A 14349-nucleotide genomic window follows, 5' to 3' on the forward strand; every position below is an offset into this window, starting at 1 on the left:
AGGGGTCACCCGCGCATCCGTCAGTTTGTATCACCCGATGGTAGGAATCGACGGCGGCCCGCCTTCCGTGGCCGCCGTCCTCGCTAGCGTGACCGCGTGACGGTCGTGAAGCCCCTCCCGCGAACGGCCCGCGCGTACATCGTCTGCGCCGCCCTCGGCGCCGGAGCGTGCGCCCTGCCCGCGCTCCTCCCCCCGTCGCCCACCCCCTGGGCGACGGCCGGACTCCTCGCCGCCCTGTACGCGCTCTGCGAGCTGCCCGCCCGCTGCCGCCTCCTCGGCCGCACCCTCCGCGACCCCGTCCCCCTGGGCAGCGGGTCCTTCTTCCCCGTCCTCCTCGCCGCCGCCCTGCTGCTGCCCCCGGCCGCCGCCGCGCTCGCCGCCCTCCCCGGCGGCCTCCTCGCCCGCGTCGCGGAACCCCCCGCCGGCTGGCGCCGCGTCTGGCACGCCGCCGCCCCCGCCCTCGCCGTCTGGGCCGCCGCCCACACCGCCGGCGCCCTCGGAGCCCGCACCGCCCTCGGCACCGGCACCGACCGCCCCGACATGCCCCACGCGCTGCTCCCCGCCCTCGCCGCCGCCCTCGTCTTCTGCCTCGTCCTCACCGCTCTCGACGGCGGCATCCGCGCCACCGCCGACGGCCTCCCGCTCCGCACCGCCTGGCGCGGACTCCTCGGCCGGGCCCTCGCCCCCCACCTCGTCCACGGCCTCGCCGGACTCATGATGGGCGTCCTCTGGCGCAGCGCCCACGGCCCCGCCGCCGCCCTCCTCGTCCTGCTGCCCATGTACCTCTCTTTCCGGGTCTTCGCTCAGTACCACCACGAGCGCGCCGCCCACCAGGCCACCATCAGGGCCCTCGTCCAGGCCGTCGACATCAAGGACAGCTACACCCGCGGCCACAGCGAACGCGTCGGCCACGCCTCCGTCCTGATCGCCCGTGAACTGGGCATGGACGGCGACCGGCTCGACACCGTCCGCTTCGCCGGCATCCTCCACGACGTCGGCAAGCTCGGCGTTCCCACCCGCGTCCTCCGCAAGGACGGCCCGCTCACCCCCGAGGAGCGCCGGATCATCGAACTCCACCCCGAGTACGGCCACGAGATGATCCGCGGCATCGGCTTCCTCGGCGAGGCCCGCGACGCCGTCCTCCACCACCACGAGCGGATCGACGGCAGCGGCTACCCCTACGGGCTGCGCGGCGAGGAGATCCCCGAGTGCGCCCGGGTCGTCGCCGTCGCCGACGCCTTCGACGCCATGACCTCCACCCGCTCCTACAGCCGCGCCCGGCCCGTCGCCACCGCCCTCGCCGAACTGGAGCGGTGCGCCGGCAGCCACTTCGACCCCCGGATGGTCGCCGCCCTGGTCCGCGCCCTGGCCGTACACGGCTGGCAGCCCGCCGTCACCGCCGACGAACCCGGCACACAGGTCCCCGCACCCCGCACCCGCGCCTCGGGACCACTCGCCGCCAAGACCCAGGAGCCCGCGTGAGACCGGGCACGGCCACCGTCGGCGCCGTCCGCGCCGCCGCCCTCCTCCTCGCCCTGACCGCCCTCGCCGACACCCTCTGGCACGGAGTCGCCGAACCCGGCAACGCCCTCGCCTTCGGCACCCTCGTCGCCCTCGGCGAACTGGCCCGCAGGAGCGCCCACCCCGAAGCGGGGGCACCTCCCGTGCGCGCGGCCCCACGGAGGAGCGAGCCCGCCCCGCTCGCCGCGGCCGCCGCCCTCGCCTACGCCCTCCTCGGCGACGACGCCGGCGCCACCACCACCCACGGCGTCCTCCAGGTCGTCGCCGTCGCCTGCGCCGGCGGGCTCGCCGGGATCGTCCCCCACATCGCCCGCGGCCGGGGCCCCGACCCCGACCAGCTCGCCCGCCGGGTCCTCGCCGTCGGCTTCGCCGCCCTCTGCTTCCAGCCGCTCTACAACGCGGGCGCCGTCACCGACCGGCTCGGCCTCGGCGCCGCCTACGCCCTCTTCCTCCTGCTCGTCCTCGTCCTCACCGGACTCTGCGACGCCGTCCTGGCCGCCCTGCTGCTCCGCGCCCGCACCGGATACCCGTACGGCCCCCTCCTCCGCGACGAACTGCGCGCCCTCCTCGGCATCGGCTCCGCCGTCTGCGCCACCGGCGTCGTCATGGCCCTCGGCGTCACCGCCGCCGGACTCTGGGCGCTGCCCCTCCTCGCCGTGCCGCTGCTCCTCACCCAGATCTCCTTCCGGCGGTACGCGGCCGTCCGCACCGTCAACCGGCAGACCATCGCCTCCCTCGCCCGGGCGACCGAGATCGCCGGCTGCACCCCGCCCGGCCACGCCCGCCGGGTCGCCGCCCTCTCCACCGCCGTCGGGCGCGAGCTGGGCCTCGGCGGCGCCGAGCTGACCGTCCTGGAGTACGCCGCCCTCATGCACGACATCGGCCAGCTCTCCCTCGTCGACCCCGTCGCCGGCGGCGCCACCGCGCTGCTCCCCGCCGAGGACCAGCGGCGGATCGCGCTCCTCGGCGGCGAGGTGGTCCGGATGACGGGCGTCCCCGCCGCCGTCGCCCAGGTCGTCGAGCGCCAGGCCGACCCGTACCGCGAGCAGTCCCTGCCCGCCCGGATCGTCCGCGCCGTGAACGCCTACGACGACCTCGCCGGCGAGGGAGCGGCCGCCGCGCTGGAGGCCCTGGAACGGCTGCGGCTCGGCACCGCCCGCGACTACCACCCCGAGGTCGTCGCCTGCCTGGCCAGGGTCCTGGCCCGCGGCGGAACCCCTGGGGTGACCTCGGTCCCCACGGGGTAACCCATGGGTAATGAGCGCGCGTCCGACCGGGCATGGTTGGATGCGAACAAGAGGGTGAAGCGATCGGGCAGGCGGGAATCGTGAGGATCTTCGGGAAGGTACGGCATCGGCCCTCCGCCTCGTGGCGGCAGGCCACCGACCGCGCGTTCACGCTGATCGGCGACGGACGGTACGAGGACGCGGGCGCGCTGCTCACCCGGGCGGCCGATCTGGAGCCCTGGCTCTCCGAGTCCTGGTTCAACCTGGCGCTGCTCCACAAGTTCCGGCACGACTGGGAGCAGGCCCGCGCCGCCGGACTGCGGGCCGTGGCCCTGCTCGACAAGGAGACCGGCGCCCCCGACTGGTGGAACGTCGGCATCGCCGCCACCGCGCTCCAGGACTGGCCGCTGGCCCGCCGCGCCTGGCAGGCCTACGGACTGAAGGTCCCCGGAGCCTCCTCCGCCACCGGCGAGCCCGCCGGGATGGAGCTCGGCAGCGCGGCCGTCCGCCTCTCGCCCGAGGGTGAGGCCGAGGTCGTCTGGGGCCGCCGGCTCGACCCGGCCCGCATCGAGGTCCTCTCCATCCCGCTGCCGTCCTCCGGCCGCCGCTGGGGCGAGGTCGTCCTCCACGACGGCGTCCCGAACGGCGAGCGGACCACCACCGCCGGCCCCTCCTACCCGGTCTTCGACGAGATCGAGCTGTGGGCCCCGTCGCCCGTCCCCACCTGGGTCGTCCTCCTGGAGGCCGCCACCGAGGCCGACCGGGACGCCCTGGAGCACCTCGCCGCGGAGGCGGGCTTCGCCGCCGAGGACTGGTCCTCGTCGGTACGGCTCCTCTGCCGGGCCTGCTCCGAGTCGACCATGCCCAGCGCCGAGGGCGAGGGCGACCACGTCGACCCGCACGACCACAGCGAGCCCGGCCACCCCGGCCCGCTCGGCCACCGCTCGCCCGGCGAGCTGTGGGTGCCCGAGCGCGAGTGCGGGATCGCCGCCCCGGCCGATCTCGTCCGCGGCCTCCTGGACGGCTGGGTGGCGGACAACCCCGACAGCCGGGAGTGGCGCGATCTCGAAGAGGTCTGCTGAGCCTTCGGCCCCGGCCCCGTAGGCTGTCCCCGACGGATTCGGGTATTTCAGGAAGGCGCGGCGGCACATGGCGCAGCAGGAGACGGGCGAGCAGATCTTCACGGGCTACGCCCTGGACGACGACGGCTACATCGTGGACACGCAGGAGTGCGAGGAGCGCGAGCTCGCCCACCGCGAGCGGGGCACCTCCCGCCCGATCACGGTCGTCGGCAATCCGGTGCTGCACCACGAGTGCAAGGACGTCACCGAGTTCGGTCCGGAGCTCGCGGCCCTGGTCGACGACATGTTCGCCAGCCAGAAGACGGCGGAGGGCGTCGGCCTCGCCGCCAACCAGATCGGCGTCGGCCTGAAGGTCTTCGTCTACGACTGCCCCGACGACGAGGGCGTCCGCCACACCGGCCACGTGGTCAACCCGGTGCTCCAGGAGCTCCCGGCCGACCGCCGCCACCTCGACGACTCCAACGAGGGCTGCCTCTCGGTCCCCACCGCCTACGCGGCCCTGGCCCGCCCGGACTTCGCCGAGGTCCACGGCCAGGACCTCCTCGGCAACCCCATCAAGGTCCGCGGCACCGGCTACTTCGCCCGCGCCCTCCAGCACGAGACGGACCACCTCTACGGCTTCCTCTACATCGACAAGCTGTCCAAGCGCGACCGCAAGGACGCCCTGCGCCAGATGGAAGAGGGCACCCCGCGCTACCCGGTCGTCGCCAACGACTGAGTCCCGGACGTGTGAGAGGGCCCCGCACTCCAGGAGTGCGGGGCCCTCTCACATGTCCGGACGGACCGGGTCCTAGAAGTCCTCGTCCAGGTCGACCGAGCCCTCGACCGCCACCTGGTAGGCGGAGGGGCGGCGCTCGAAGAAGTTGGTGAGTTCCTGGACGCCCTGGAGCTCCATGAAGGAGAAGGGGTTCTCGGAGCCGTAGACCGGCGGGAAGCCGAGGCGGACCAGGCGCTGGTCGGCGACGCACTGGAGGTACTCGCGCATGGACTCGGTGTTCATGCCGGGCAGGCCGTCACCGCACAGGTCGCGGCCGAACTGGAGCTCCGCCTCGACGGCCTCCCTCAGCATGTCGGTGACCTGCTGCTGGAGGGCGTCGTCGAAGAGCTCCGGCTCCTCCTTGCGGACCGTGTCCACGACCTCGAAGGCGAAGTTCATGTGCATGGTCTCGTCGCGGAACACCCAGTTGGTGCCGGTCGCCAGGCCGTGCAGCAGGCCGCGCGAGCGGAACCAGTAGACGTACGCGAAGGCGCCGTAGAAGAACAGGCCCTCGATGCACGCGGCGAAGCAGATCAGGTTGAGCAGGAAGCGGCGGCGGTCGGCGGCCGTCTCCAGCTGGTCGATCTTCTCGACCGAGTCCATCCACTTGAAGCAGAACTGCGCCTTCTCGCGGATGGAGGGGATGTTCTCGACGGCGTCGAAGGCCGCCGCGCGGTCGTCCGGGTCGGGCAGGTAGGTGTCCAGGAGGGTCAGATAGAACTGGACGTGCACGGCCTCCTCGAAGAGCTGGCGCGAGAGGTAGAGCCGCGCCTCGGGGGAGTTGATGTGCTTGTACAGCGTCAGGACCAGGTTGTTCGCCACGATCGAGTCGCCCGTCGCGAAGAACGCGACCAGCCGGCCGATCATGTGCTGCTCGCCGGGGGTGAGCTTGGCGAGGTCGGCGACGTCCGAGTGGAGGTCGACCTCCTCGACGGTCCAGGTGTTCTTGATGGCGTCCCGGTAGCGCTCGTAGAAGTCCGGGTAGCGCATCGGGCGGAGGGTCAGCTCGAAACCGGGGTCCAGGAGGTTCTTGTGCTCGTTGGTGCTCATTACTGGCAGGCCTCGCAGGACTCGGGGTTCTCAAGGGAGCAGGCGACCGCGTCGGGGTCGGCGGCCTGCTGGACGGGGATGGGGGCGGCGGCGGTGGCGGACGCCTGGGCCGCGCGGGCGATCCGGGTCGCCGGGCGGGAGCGCAGGTAGTACGTCGTCTTCAGGCCCTGCTTCCAGGCGTACGCGTACATCGACGACAGCTTGCCGATGGTCGGCGTCTCCATGAAGAGGTTCAGCGACTGCGACTGGTCGAGGAAGGGGGTGCGGTCCGCCGCCATGTCGATCAGGCCGCGCTGCGGGATCTCCCACGCCGTGCGGTACAGGTCGCGGACCTCGGCCGGCACCCAGTTGAAGCCCTGCACCGAGCCGTTGGCCTCGCGCAGCGCCTCGCGGGTCTGCGCGTCCCACACGCCGAGCGCCTTCAGCTCGTCCACGAGGTACGAGTTGACCTGGAGGAACTCGCCGGAGAGCGTCTCGCGCTTGAACAGGTTGGAGACCTGCGGCTCGATGCACTCGTAGACGCCGGCGATGGAGGCGATGGTCGCCGTCGGGGCGATGGCGAGCAGCAGGCTGTTGCGCATGCCGGTGGTCGCGATCCGCTCGCGCAGCGCGGCCCAGCGCTCGGGCCAGGTGAGCTCGACGCCGTAGTGGTCGGGGTGGAGCACGCCCCGCGCGGTACGGGTCTTCTCCCAGGCCGGCAGCGGACCGCTGCGCTCGGCGAGGTCGGCGGAGGCCTCGTACGCGGCGAGCATGATGCGCTCGGCGATCCGGGTGGAGAGCGCGCGGGCCTCGGCGGAGTCGAAGGGCAGCCGCAGCTTGAAGAAGACGTCCTGGAGGCCCATCGCGCCCAGGCCGACCGGGCGCCAGCGGGAGTTGGAGTTCCCGGCCTGCTCGGTCGGGTAGAAGTTGATGTCGACGACCCGGTCGAGGAAGGTGACCGCGGTGCGGACGGTCTCGTCGAGCCGCTCCCAGTCGATGGTGCCGCCGGAGACGAAGGCGCCGAGGTTGACCGAGCCGAGGTTGCAGACGGCCGTCTCGCCGTCGTTCGTGACCTCGATGATCTCGGTGCAGAGGTTGGAGGAGTGGACGACCGTGCCGGGCTCGGCGGTCTGGTTGGCCGTACGGTTCGAGGCGTCCTTGAAGGTCATCCAGCCGTTGCCGGTCTGGGCCAGGGTCCGCATCATCCGGCCGTACAGGTCGCGGGCCGGCATGGTCCGGCGGGCCAGGCCCTTCGCCTCGGCGGCGCGGTAGGCGGCGTCGAACTCCTCGCCCCACAGGTCGACCAGCTCGGGCACGTCGGCGGGGGAGAAGAGCGACCACTCGGCGTCCGCGTTCACCCGGCGCATGAACTCGTCCGGGATCCAGTGGGCGAGGTTCAGGTTGTGGGTGCGGCGGGCGTCCTCGCCGGTGTTGTCGCGGAGCTCCAGGAACTCCTCGATGTCCGCGTGCCAGGTCTCCAGGTAGACCGCGGCGGCGCCCTTGCGCCGGCCGCCCTGGTTCACCGCCGCCACGGAGGCGTCGAGCGTCTTCAGGAACGGCACGATGCCGTTGGAGTGCCCGTTGGTGCCGCGGATCAGCGAACCGCGCGAGCGGATCCGGGAGTAGGACAGGCCGATGCCGCCGGCGTGCTTCGACAGGCGCGCGACCTGGTGGTAGCGGTCGTAGATCGAGTCCAGCTCGTCCTGCGGGGAGTCCAGCAGGTAGCAGGAGGACATCTGCGGGTGGCGGGTGCCGGAGTTGAAGAGCGTGGGGGAGGAGGGCAGGTAGTCGAGCCGGCTCATCAGCCGGTACAGCGCCGCCACCTCGTCCAGCGCGCGGAGCGAGTCGTCCTCGGCGAGGCCCGCAGCCACCCGCAGCATGAAGTGCTGCGGGGTCTCGATCACCTTGCGGGTGATCGGGTGGCGCAGCAGATAGCGGGAGTAGAGCGTCCGCAGGCCGAAGTAGCCGAAGCGGTCGTCGCCGGCGAGGTCGATCAGCGCGTCCATGCGGTCCGCGTGCAGCGCGACGAAGGCGGCGGTGCGGTCGGCGATCAGGCCCTCGCGGTGGCCGGTGGCGACGGAGGCGGAGAAGCAGACGGCGCCCTGGGAGGCCGCCTCCTCGGCGATGGTGAGGGTGAGCAGCCTCGCGGCGAGCCGCGAGTAGGAGGGGTCCTCGGCGATGAGACCGGCGGCGGCCTCGGTGGCCAGTTCGCGCAGCTCCGCCTCGTCCGAACCGGCGTGCCGGCCCCGCAGCGCGGCGGCGGCGACCCGACCGGGGTCGGTGTCGGTGAGGTCGGCGGTGAGGTCGGTCAGGGTCCGCAGCAGCACGGTCCCGGGGCCGTCGCTGTCGATCGCGGCGGCCTCGGTGGCTGACGGACCCGCAGGCGCGATGGTCACGTGGGGGCTCTCCCTCGCTCTCGGACCGGGCCGCGGCGGGGGAGGGGCGGGCGGGCACCCGTACGCGCGGATGCGCCCGCGTCCACCGGCCCATTCCGCGAGGCCCGGACGTCGTCGGCACCCGGAACGGTCGTACCGGGCGCACTGCCGGCAGGTGCTCGGACTCTCTCCGTGGACAAGGGCACACGAAGTACACCGTTGCGGGACAGTTCCGGATTCACACCGGATTCCCCTGCGGCGACAGCGAGGACGAGCATACATGTGGGGGGCGCCGATCGCGGCACCCCCCACATGTTGTGTCGGTCCGTGGACTACAGCTCCAGGGCGTAGGTTCGCAGAGAGTGTTCGGGGATGGGCTGCCAGTCCCGCTCGGGGGTGCGCACGAAGCCCATCCGTTCGTAGATCCGGTGCGCCGACACCATCTTGCCGTCCGTGGAGAGCACGATCCTGGCGCAGTCGGGCAGGGCGCGCGCCCGGTCCACGCAGGCGCGCACGAGGGCCTCCCCGACGCCCCTGCCGCGGGCCGCCGGCGCGACCACGAGCATCCGGAACTCGGCCTCGCCGGGGACGGCGATGTCGGCCCAGGGGGTGCCGCCGGGGGCGAAGGTCACCCCGCCGACGATCCGGTCCTCGGCGTCGGTGGCGACCAGCACCTCGCTCTCGCGCGCCCGGCGGGCCGTGTCGCGGAGCACGTCCAGGTAGAAGTCGTCCTCGCCGTGCAGCAGCAGCCCGTCGTTCAGATAGGTGAGCCCGGTGAGGTCACCGAGCTCCTCGTGCTCCTCGGGCCGTACCGCCCTGATCGTGAAGTCCATGCGTCCCAGTCTGCCGCGCGGCCACGCGAGAGGGGCCCGGGTTTTCCCGGGCCCCTCTCGCGCGCGCGTCCGCGGCTCAGTGGGTGGCGGCGCCGACCTTGGGGAGCTCGGTGCTGACGCCCGCGTCGCCGGCGTCGGCCGTGTAGTCCGACGGGGAGGTCTCGTCGATGCCGTCCGGGGCCTTGGCGGCCCGGAGGACGAAGGTGAGGACCACCGTGACGACGACGTTGAGGACGAAGGCGGTGAGGCCGATGTAGCCGATCTCGCCGATGCCCGGGATCTCCGCCGAGGAACCGCCGAAGTGCTTCTGGGTCGGGCTGGCGACGCCGTACGCGGCGACCGTGCCGTAGATCATGCCGACCGCCCAGCCGGCGATCAGCGCCCAGCGGTGGAACCAGCGGGTGAACAGTCCGCCGACCAGGGCCGGGAAGGTCTGGAGGATCCAGATGCCGCCGAGCAGCTGGAAGTTGATCGCGACCGTTTTGTCCATGGTGAGGACGAAGGCGAGCGCGCCGACCTTGACCAGGAGCGAGACCAGCTTGGAGACCTTGGTCTCCTGCTCCGGGGTGGCGTCCTTCTTGATGAAGTCCTTGTAGATGTTGCGGGTGAAGAGGTTGGCCGCGGCGATCGACATGATCGCGGCCGGGACGAGCGCGCCGATGCCGATCGCGGCGAAGGCCACGCCGGCGAACCAGTCCGGGAACATGTTCTCGAACAGCTGCGGGATGGCGAGCTGGCCGTTGGCGACCTTCACTCCGGCGGCGATCGCCATGAAGCCGAGCAGCCCGAGCAGGCCCAGCATCAGCGAGTACAGCGGCAGGATGGTGGTGTTGCGGCGGATGACCTCGCGGCTCTTGGAGGAGAGGGTCGCCGTGATCGAGTGCGGGTACATGAAGAGCGCGAGCGCCGAGCCGAGCGCGAGCGTCGCGTACGTCCACTGGCTCGCCTCGCCCGGGACCAGCGAGCCGCGCGGTTTGTCGGTCGCCGGGTTGATCGTCGCGTACGCCTCGCCGGCCTTGGCGAAGATCTCGTCGAAGCCGCCGAGCTTGATCGGGATGTAGATGATCGCCACCGCGATGACGATGTAGATCAGGGTGTCCTTGACGAAGGCGATGAGCGCCGGGGCGCGCAGGCCCGAGGAGTACGTGTACGCCGCGAGCACGCCGAAGGCGATGAGGATCGGCAGGTCCTTGATGAACCAGTGGGTGTCCTCGCCGCCGCCGACGCCCATCACGTCCAGGACGGCCTGGATGCCGACGAGCTGGAGCGCGATGTACGGCATGGTGGCGAGGATGCCGGTGAGGGCCACCGCCAGGGACAGGCCCTTGGAGCCGAAGCGGCCGCGGACGAAGTCCGAGGTGGTCACATATCCGTGCTTGTGCGAGACGGACCAGAGCCGCGGCAGGAAGGTGAAGATCAGCGGGTAGATCAGGATCGTGTACGGCACGGCGAAGAAGCCGGCCGCGCCCGCCGCGTAGATGGCCGCGGGGACGGCGACGAAGGTGTACGCGGTGTAGATGTCGCCGCCGAGCAGGAACCAGGTGACCCAGGTGCCGAACGACCGTCCGCCGAGGCCCCATTCGTCGAGGCTGTTCTCGTTCTCGGCCCTGCGCCACCGGGAGGCGAGGAAGCCCATGACCGTGACGGCCAGGAAGAAGAAGATGAAGACGGCGAGTGCCACGCCGTTGACGCCGTCCTTCATCGCGCGTCACCTCCCTTGCGGGCGCGCTGGTCACGCTGCCACAGCTTGTACGCGACCATCGTGAGCGCGGTCGACACCACCACCCAGAGCATCTGGTACCAGTAGAAGAACGGGATTCCGGCGAGGACCGGCTCGGTCTTCGCGTACGAACTCACCCAGAGCATCGCCACGAACGGGGCTGCCAGGCACAGGGCTATGACGATCCTGGTCGGGGTGATGACCGGTTGTTTCCCGGTTGCGGCTTCTGACATGGTGAAAGCGTCCCCTTGGTGATCAGCGTTCAATGCCGAGGAAATGTAGGGGACTGTTTTCCCGAACGGAACCCCTCACCGTTGCACGGCTCGGCGGGGCCGTCGGTTCAGGCGATTTCCCGCCAGGTCAGAGCCAGCCCTCCTTCACCGCCCGGACACCGGCCTCGAAACGGCTGCGGGCGCCGAGCCGGGACATCAGCTCCGAGCTCATCCGGCGCACCGTGCGCAGCGAGACGCCGAGCCGACGGGCGGCGATGTCGTCGGTGCAGCCGATGCCCAGGAGCATGACCAGTTCGCGTTCCTGGGGGGAGAGGTCGTGGGCGTCGCGGCGGGGCGCCTCGCCGAAGGGGGTGCCGGCCTCCCACAGGTGGTCGAAGAGGACGGCGAGCGCGTGGACCAGTCCGGGGCTGCGCACCTCCAGGGCGCCGGCGCGGCCGTCGCCGGGGTCGACGGGGACGAGGGCGGCCTCCCGGTCGACGATGACCATGAGGAGCGGGACGACGGGCACGGTCCGGGCCTCGCCGCCGAGTTCGCAGTACCAGCGGACGTAGTCGACGGTGGGCTGGTCGTTGCGGAAGCTCTCCTGGTAGATGGAGCGGATCCGGACGCCGCGCTCCAGCGCGAGCTGGTCGAGGGGCTGGCTGGCGTCCATGGTGTCGGGCAGCTGCGCCCCGCCGACCAGGAGGGAGAGGCATTCCTCCCGGGCGCCGGCGGCGAGCGATTCGAGCCGCCGGCGCACCGCGTCCAGGCCGGTGACCCGCTCCACGACGTCGTGGGAGGGGCTCGGTCCGCCGGTGTACGTGGCGAGGATGTCGGCCACCGCGCGCTCGGCCCGCTCGACCTCGCGGCGGCGGCGGCCCAGTTCGGCCTCGGCGCGGGCGAGGAGGAAGGAGAAACTGACCTCGGGGCTGAACGGCACGGGGGTGCCGGACTCGTCCTCCATGGCGACGAGCCGGGCCTCGGCGAGCAGGCCGAGGGCCTCGCGGACCCGCTCCTGGGGCCAGTCGAGCCGGGCGGCCAGGCCGGCCACGCCCTCCTCGGGATGGTCGAGCATGAGTCGGTAGACGGTCTCCGCCGACCGCTGGATTCCCAGCGCCTCCAACAAGGCGTTTCCCCCCGGTCAAGACCCTGTGTGCGTCTGCGTGTCTGTGCGTCTGTGCGTCTGTGCGTCTGTGTGTACGAGCGTCTGCGCGTCCGCGGGGCCGGGCGCCGGTGTGTCCGAGCGTCCGAGCACGCCGCGCGAGCCTGGCGATCGTATGTCGTCACCACGCTCAGGTATAGACCAATGAGACTTCCCGCGTTAGTACGTCAGGTCGCGGTGACGCGGTGCAACAAACTGCTGCGGGGCGGGAGTTCGTGCTCCAGGATGGACGGGGGTTGGTCTAGTCCAACCCTCGTCCGTCTTCCGCCGCTCCATCGAAAAGGACCGCACCCCATGGCGATCCCGCAGCGCACCATCGTCCTCGGCGCCCTCCCCTTCGGCACCAGCGTCGACGAGGCCACCTCGTTCGCGATCCTCGACCGCTTCACCGAACTCGGCGGCACCGTCGTCGACACCGCCAACAACTACGCGTACTGGCTCGACGGTGCCACCGGCGACGAGTCCGAGGTCACCATCGGGCGCTGGCTCGCCGCCCGGGGCAACCGCGACTCCGTCGTCCTGTCCACCAAGTGCGGAGCCCGCCCCCTGCCCGGCACCGACGAGTGGGAGGGACTCTCCGAGAAGGTCGTCAGGACCGCCCTCGACGGCAGCCTCGCCCGCCTCGGGACCGACCGCGTCGAGGTCTTCTGGGCCCACGTCGAGGACCGCGCCGTCCCGATGGAGGAGACCGTCGGCGCCCTCGCCGACCTGGTCGACGAGGGCAGGGCCGGCGAGCTCGGCGCCAGCAACCACGCCACCTGGCGCGTCGAGCGCGCCCGCGCCCTGGCCGGCGACCGCCCCCGCTACACCCACCTCCAGAACCGCCACTCCTACCTGCTGCCCCGCTTCGACAAGGCGCTGCCGTCCACGGCGCACGTCCACGCCACCCGCGAGCACCTCGACTACGCCCGCGCGGAGCAGCTGCCCGTCTGGGCCTACAGCTCTCTGCTCTCCGGCGGCTACACCCGCCCCGAGATCGGCATCCCCGACGCGTACGACCACCCGGGCACCCCGCCCCGGCTCGCCGCCCTCGCCGAGACCGCCCGCGAACTCGGCGCCACCGTCAACCAGGTCGTCCTGGCCTGGCTGCTCGGCGGCGAGCAGCGGATCCTGCCGATCGTCGGCGCCAGCCGCGTCGAGCAGATCGAGGAGGTCATGGGGGCCCTCACGCTGACGCTCGACCCCGAGCAGCGCCGCCGCCTCGACGAGGCCGGCGCCTGACCGTCAGCTCGCGTCCGCCCGGACCGCCACGGGGGCCGGGGAGACCAGCAGCTCCTGCCCCCGGTGGTCCGACAGACCGCCGGGGTCGGTCAGCGCGTACCGGTGCACGCGCAGCCCGCCGCCGGTGAACGTCCAGTCCAGCCGCCACAGCGGCAGCGGGCCGGGCCCCCAGCTCACCGGAAGCGCCGAGGACGAGGCGGCCACCGCGTCGGAGAACGCGCCCCGCAGCCCGTCCAGATCGCCCATCGCCGGAGTGGTGTTGAAGTCCCCCGAGATCAGCAGCGGACGCGGGTTCGCGCGGGCGTCCGCGAGCAGCGCCGCGAAGTGCTCCTTCCGCACCGCGTCGGTCTCCCGCACCACCCGGTAGAAGCCCCGGCTCAGCGGCGACCGCTCGATGTCCAGCTGCACCGGGACGTGCACGTTGTAGAACGACACCACCCGCCCCGCCACGTCGACATCGGTCCGCAGCACCTTGTTCCGCTCGAACCGCTCCCGCCACGGCACCGACCGGTCGTCCGCCGCCTGCCCCGGGCCGACGGGCGGCGTGGCCACCACAGGGAAGCGCGAGAGCGTCACCAGCTCGCCCCGCGCCACCACCCGGTAGCCGGGAAAGGCGGCGCGCAGCGCGGCCAGCCGGTCGATCTCCGTGTGCGTCCCGTCCCGCCACGCCAGGTACTCCTGGAGCAGGTACACGTCCGCGTCCTTCGACCGCAGGAAGCGGTGGAAGGCGGCCGGGTCGTCGGTGGTGTCCCAGTACAGGGTGTTCCAGGAGAACACCCGCAGCGCGCCCGCCGGGGCCGGCGGCGGACCGCCCCCCGGCACCAGCGCGCCCCAGTGCACCCCGGCCCGTCCGGCGCCGGCGAGCAGCAGCACCACCAGCGCCGCCGCCAGCCACCGGCGCCGCACCCGGTCCCGTACGCCCGCGCAGAGCGCGAGGAGGGCCAGCGGCACCGCGAGGAAGGCGATCGGGGGAGCGAGGTCCGGCAGCAGCCACGGCCACCACGCCCCACTGAGGAACAGGCCCGGCACGGCGAGCAGCGCCCACCCCGCCACGGCCACCGCGAGCACCCGCGGGAAGGTCGTCCGAAGATTCACGACCGGGAACGCTAGCAGCCCCCAAGTCGGCTGATGCGCAGGAGAGTTGACCGTCTCGAACTGCGAGAAGAGGCGATACGGGAACGATACGCGACCCATACGCGGACCCGGTGTGC

At 72.3% G+C, this 14349-nt stretch carries 12 protein-coding genes and 1 riboswitch; of the genes, 5 read left to right on the forward strand and 7 right to left on the reverse strand.

The annotated features are described in order from the left end of the window. Positions 1-105: 105 nt before the first annotated feature. The 4 genes from ACF1BN_RS25205 (at position 106) to def (ending at position 4547) form a co-directional block, all read left to right on the forward strand. Complete coding sequence (locus tag ACF1BN_RS25205) at positions 106-1482, forward strand: HD-GYP domain-containing protein (RefSeq protein ID WP_392333918.1); 1377 nt, start codon at positions 106-108, stop codon at positions 1480-1482. After that, complete coding sequence (locus tag ACF1BN_RS25210; protein ID WP_392333859.1) at positions 1479-2768, forward strand: HD-GYP domain-containing protein; 1290 nt, start codon at positions 1479-1481, stop codon at positions 2766-2768. Before ACF1BN_RS25205 ends, ACF1BN_RS25210 begins: the two co-directional genes overlap by 4 nt. An 80-nt stretch (positions 2769-2848) precedes the next feature. Then, positions 2849-3829: a tetratricopeptide repeat protein gene (locus tag ACF1BN_RS25215; protein ID WP_392333860.1), complete on the forward strand. Its 981-nt coding sequence runs from the start codon at positions 2849-2851 to the stop codon at positions 3827-3829. A gap of 67 nt (positions 3830-3896) precedes the next feature. Further along, positions 3897-4547, forward strand: coding sequence for a peptide deformylase (gene def / locus ACF1BN_RS25220; protein ID WP_392333861.1), 651 nt, complete (start codon positions 3897-3899; stop codon positions 4545-4547). A gap of 72 nt (positions 4548-4619) precedes the next feature. Here def and ACF1BN_RS25225 read toward each other — a convergent pair whose 3' ends face one another. The 6 genes from ACF1BN_RS25225 to ACF1BN_RS25250 all read right to left on the reverse strand — a co-directional run bounded on the left by ACF1BN_RS25225 (position 4620) and on the right by ACF1BN_RS25250 (position 11881). Then, positions 4620-5636 (reverse strand): ribonucleotide-diphosphate reductase subunit beta, encoded by a 1017-nt coding sequence (locus ACF1BN_RS25225; RefSeq protein ID WP_387274447.1) that lies wholly within the window; start codon positions 5634-5636, stop codon positions 4620-4622. Continuing rightward, positions 5636-8011, reverse strand: coding sequence for a ribonucleoside-diphosphate reductase subunit alpha (locus ACF1BN_RS25230; protein WP_392333862.1), 2376 nt, complete (start codon positions 8009-8011; stop codon positions 5636-5638). The genes ACF1BN_RS25225 and ACF1BN_RS25230 overlap by 1 nt, the downstream gene beginning before the upstream one ends. A 131-nt stretch (positions 8012-8142) precedes the next feature. Beyond that, a riboswitch (cobalamin riboswitch) is annotated at positions 8143-8281 on the reverse strand. 41 nt (positions 8282-8322) lie between these two features. Continuing rightward, entirely contained in the window at positions 8323-8823 is a 501-nt protein-coding gene (locus ACF1BN_RS25235; protein WP_392333863.1) for a GNAT family N-acetyltransferase, read from the reverse strand. Between the two features lie 76 nt (positions 8824-8899). After that, on the reverse strand, positions 8900-10525 hold the full coding sequence (mctP, locus tag ACF1BN_RS25240; protein WP_392333864.1) for a monocarboxylate uptake permease MctP: 1626 nt from the start codon (positions 10523-10525) through the stop codon (positions 8900-8902). Next, positions 10522-10776, reverse strand: coding sequence for a DUF3311 domain-containing protein (locus ACF1BN_RS25245; RefSeq protein WP_392333865.1), 255 nt, complete (start codon positions 10774-10776; stop codon positions 10522-10524). Before ACF1BN_RS25245 ends, mctP begins: the two co-directional genes overlap by 4 nt. 127 nt (positions 10777-10903) lie before the next feature. Then, a complete protein-coding gene (locus ACF1BN_RS25250; RefSeq protein ID WP_392333866.1) occupies positions 10904-11881 on the reverse strand; it encodes a LuxR family transcriptional regulator in 978 nt (325 codons plus the stop codon). A 330-nt stretch (positions 11882-12211) separates the two neighbouring features. Between ACF1BN_RS25250 and ACF1BN_RS25255 the strand changes: the two genes are divergently transcribed. Next, positions 12212-13138: an aldo/keto reductase gene (locus tag ACF1BN_RS25255; protein ID WP_392333867.1), complete on the forward strand. Its 927-nt coding sequence runs from the start codon at positions 12212-12214 to the stop codon at positions 13136-13138. A 3-nt stretch (positions 13139-13141) separates the two neighbouring features. Here ACF1BN_RS25255 and ACF1BN_RS25260 read toward each other — a convergent pair whose 3' ends face one another. Continuing rightward, entirely contained in the window at positions 13142-14233 is a 1092-nt protein-coding gene (locus ACF1BN_RS25260) for an endonuclease/exonuclease/phosphatase family protein (protein ID WP_392333868.1), read from the reverse strand. Positions 14234-14349 lie beyond the last annotated feature (116 nt).

Origin of the sequence: Streptomyces sp. NPDC014861, from assembly GCF_043081625.1 — a bacterium.
Lineage (GTDB): Bacteria > Actinomycetota > Actinomycetes > Streptomycetales > Streptomycetaceae > Streptomyces.

Bases quoted from the DNA above. Each gene is read 5' to 3' on its own strand.
- mctP (WP_392333864.1), bottom strand. From the start codon at position 10,525: ATGAAGGACGGCGTCAACGGCGTGGCACTCGCCGTCTTCATCTTCTTC.
- ACF1BN_RS25255 (WP_392333867.1), top strand. From the start codon at position 12,212: ATGGCGATCCCGCAGCGCACCATCGTCCTCGGCGCCCTCCCCTTCGGC.
- ACF1BN_RS25225 (WP_387274447.1), bottom strand. From the start codon at position 5,636: ATGAGCACCAACGAGCACAAGAACCTCCTGGACCCCGGTTTCGAGCTG.
- ACF1BN_RS25235 (WP_392333863.1), bottom strand. From the start codon at position 8,823: ATGGACTTCACGATCAGGGCGGTACGGCCCGAGGAGCACGAGGAGCTC.
- ACF1BN_RS25245 (WP_392333865.1), bottom strand. From the start codon at position 10,776: ATGTCAGAAGCCGCAACCGGGAAACAACCGGTCATCACCCCGACCAGG.
- def (WP_392333861.1), top strand. From the start codon at position 3,897: ATGGCGCAGCAGGAGACGGGCGAGCAGATCTTCACGGGCTACGCCCTG.